Genomic DNA, 3,258 nt, shown 5'->3' with positions numbered 1-3,258 from the left:
GCCCCCGGCAGGGCCGTACCCTTCCGCCATGCCCCACCGCATGCCAGACGAGACCGCGCCGGTCACCCTGGACCGGCGCGACGGGCCGTACGGCGAGGTCGCGCTGCGGCGGCGCGGTCCCGCGCACGACCCGACGTTCGAGATCATCGCGAACGGCTGCTTCCTGATGGACACCTCCGACGGCCGCTCCGAGCGGCTGCTGGTGCGCGCGGCGCTGGGCGAGCTGGACGGCCGCGCGGCACCCGCCGTGCTGATCGGCGGGCTCGGCGCCGGGTTCTCGCTCGCCGAGGCGGCGGCCGAGCCGCGCTGGGGGCGCATCGCCGTGGTGGAGCGCGAGCAGGCGATCCTCGACTGGCACCGCACGGGTCCGCTCGGCGCGCTGTCCGGCGCGGCGCTGTGCGATCCGCGCACCGAGCTGGTGCGCGCCGACCTGGTCGGGTACGTGCACGACGCGCCGCGCGCCTACGACGCGCTCTGTCTGGACATCGACAACGGCCCTGGCTGGACCGTCACGGACGGCAACGCCTCGCTCTACTCCCCCGCAGGGCTCGCGGCCTGCCGGGAGCGGCTCACGCCCGGCGGAGTGCTCGCCGTGTGGTCGGCACAGCCGTCCGCCGAATTCGAAACGTCCTTGCGGAATGCGGGATTCTGTCGCGTTCGGACGGAAGAGATCCGCGTCGTCCGAGGCGTCCCCGACGTGGTCCACTTCGCCGCGCGACCGGCATAGCCGCAGGCCCCAAGGCCCCTTTACGCTGCTGCTGGTAAGACGTACGCAAGTGAGCGCAAGCGCCAGGGCGACGCAGGGGCGGGGCCGAATGGACCACATGAACAGCACGCAGACGACCGGCGGGACGCCCGCGGCCACCACCCCTGGTGCCCAGCGGCGGGTCCTGGTCGTCGAGGACGACCCCACCATCGTCGACGCCATCGCGAGACGGCTGCGCGCCGAGGGCTTCCAGGTGCAGACGGCGGGCGACGGGCCCGCCGCCGTGGAGACCGCGGAGGCGTGGCAGCCCGACCTGCTGGTGCTGGATGTGATGCTGCCCGGCTTCGACGGCCTGGAGGTCTGCCGCCGGGTGCAGGCCCAGCGCCCGGTGCCCGTGCTGATGCTCACCGCGCGGGACGACGAGACGGACATGCTGGTCGGCCTGGGCGTGGGCGCGGACGACTACATGACCAAACCGTTCTCCATGCGCGAGGTCGCGGCGCGGGTGCACGTCCTGCTGCGCCGGGTGGAGCGCGCGGCCCTCGCCGCGCACACCCCGCGCACCGGGATACTCCGGCTCGGCGAGCTGGAGATCGACCACGCGCAGCGCCGCGTGCGGGTCACGGGCGAGGACGTGCATCTGACGCCGACCGAGTTCGACCTGCTGGTCTGTCTCGCGCACTCCCCGCGCGCCGTGCTCTCCCGGGAGCAGCTGCTCGCCGAGGTCTGGGACTGGGCCGACGCCTCCGGCACCCGCACCGTGGACAGCCACATCAAGGCCCTGCGCCGGAAGATCGGCGCCGACCGTATCCGCACGGTGCACGGCGTCGGATACGCCCTGGAGACGCCCGCGGCCGCGGCCCCGGCTCCGGCGGCGTCCGAAGGCTCCTGACGGCGGGGGGCGGCATGTCCGTGTCGGCGAGCGGCGGCAGCAGGCAGCAGGCCGTGCTGAGGCTCTGGGAGCGGGCATTCCGACGCCTCTGGGAGTCGCTGCGCCCCCTGGACCCGTACCGGTCGGTCAAGGCGGCGCTGGGCGCCGTGGTGATCGTCTCGGTGGTGATCACCACCCTGCTGGTGCTCTTCGCGATCCACTCGGCGACCGAGCTGCGGGTCATCACGATCATCTCGGTGGTCGCCTCGCTGCTGCTCACCCAGTTCGTGGCGCAGTCGCTGACCGCGCCGCTGGACGAGATGACGGCGGCGGCCCGCGCGATGGCGGGCGGCGACTACTCGCGCCGGGTGCGCGGGGACCGCCGGGACGAGTTCGGGGAGCTGGCGGAGGCGTTCAACCAGATGGCCGCCGATCTGCAGGCCGACGACCAGCACCGCAAGGAGCTGGTGGCCAACGTCTCGCACGAGCTGCGCACCCCGATCGCCGGGCTGCGCGCGGTGCTGGAGAACGTCGTGGACGGCGTCTCGGACGCCGACCCGGAGACCATGCGCACCGCGCTGCACCAGACGGAGCGGCTGGGCCGCCTCGTGGAGCACCTGCTGGACCTCTCCCGGCTGGACCACGGGGTGGTGCCGCTGCACGCGCGGCGGTTCGAGGTCTGGCCGTATCTGGCGGGCGTGCTGCGCGAGGCCAACATGAGCAAGGGCTCCGGGCACGAGCGGACGGACGTCCATCTGCACCTGGACGTGGCGCCGCCCGAGCTCACCGCGCACGCCGACCCCGAGCGGCTGCACCAGGTCGTGGCCAACCTGATCGACAACGCCGTCAAGCACAGCCCCCGGCACGGCCGCGTCACCATCCGGGCACGCCCCGGCGAGGGCAGCGCCGAGGACGGCAGCCTGGAGGTCGAGGTGCTGGACGAGGGGCCCGGCATCCCGCAGGCGGAGCGGCACCGGGTCTTCGACCGCTTCAACCGCGCCAAGGGCGCCGAGGGGTCCGGCCAGGGCTCCGGGGGCGTCGGCACCGTGCCGGCCTCCGGCGGCACCGGGCTGGGCCTGGCCATCGCGCGCTGGGCCGTCGATCTGCACGGCGGCTGGATCCGGGTGGCCGAATCCCCCCGCGGCTGCCGTATCCAGGTCACCCTTCCGGGAGCGGCGCAGGCGCAGGGTTGACGTAGGCTCGCGGATACGGGCCCGCGCGGACGCCGGAAGAGGGCCGCGCGGTTCCCGTCGCACGCCGAAACCAGGGGTGATTCCCGCCAAATCCCGTGCCGAAACCAGCCCCGGAATGTGACTTACGCGACCAAGCAGCTGCCCGGACTCCACCAATCGTCGGTAAAGGCGTAGCCTTTATTTCCGCTGTCCACCATCCAAGGAAGCGGAAGAGGGCGGTTAGCGCCGTGTCGCCAGAGTCCCCCAACAGCTCATCGAGCACTCCGACCCAACAGCAGGACGGGCAGGGCAAGGACCCTGCCGCGGCGCCTGGCTCGTTCGGTGCCAACGAGTGGCTCGTAGACGAGATCTACCAGCAGTACCTCCAGGACCCGAACTCAGTGGACCGAGCCTGGTGGGACTTCTTCGCCGACTACCGTCCCGGAGAGGACGCGGTAGGCCCTTCAGCGGGCGCGCAGCCGAAGCAGGGCGCCCGCAGGGGGCGCGGG

Annotated in this window: 4 protein-coding genes; all 4 read left to right on the top strand. The window is 73.1% G+C overall.

The window, feature by feature from the left end; genetic code table 11:
- Positions 1-28 precede the first annotated feature (28 nt).
- Positions 29-727, top strand: coding sequence for a spermidine synthase family protein (locus G5C65_RS34160; RefSeq protein ID WP_165302944.1), 699 nt, complete (start codon positions 29-31; stop codon positions 725-727).
- Positions 728-824: 97 nt separating this feature from the next.
- On the top strand, positions 825-1,598 hold the full coding sequence (locus tag G5C65_RS34155; RefSeq protein ID WP_165302943.1) for a response regulator transcription factor: 774 nt from the start codon (positions 825-827) through the stop codon (positions 1,596-1,598).
- A 14-nt stretch (positions 1,599-1,612) separates the two neighbouring features.
- Positions 1,613-2,770: a HAMP domain-containing sensor histidine kinase gene (locus G5C65_RS34150; RefSeq protein WP_165302942.1), complete on the top strand. Its 1,158-nt coding sequence runs from the start codon at positions 1,613-1,615 to the stop codon at positions 2,768-2,770.
- Positions 2,771-2,997: 227 nt separating this feature from the next.
- On the top strand, positions 2,998-3,258 hold a 261-nt coding region (locus G5C65_RS34145; RefSeq protein WP_165302941.1), incomplete at its 3' end, for a 2-oxoglutarate dehydrogenase E1 subunit family protein.

The organism is Streptomyces boncukensis, assembly GCF_011045075.1.
Classification (GTDB): domain Bacteria; phylum Actinomycetota; class Actinomycetes; order Streptomycetales; family Streptomycetaceae; genus Streptomyces; species Streptomyces boncukensis.
This window is presented reverse-complemented; position numbering and strand designations above follow the sequence as displayed.

Coding starts and splice junctions, on each gene's coding strand:
- G5C65_RS34150 (WP_165302942.1), top strand. CDS start 1,613: ATGTCCGTGTCGGCGAGCGGCGGCAGCAGGCAGCAGGCCGTGCTGAGG.
- G5C65_RS34160 (WP_165302944.1), top strand. CDS start 29: ATGCCCCACCGCATGCCAGACGAGACCGCGCCGGTCACCCTGGACCGG.
- G5C65_RS34155 (WP_165302943.1), top strand. CDS start 825: ATGAACAGCACGCAGACGACCGGCGGGACGCCCGCGGCCACCACCCCT.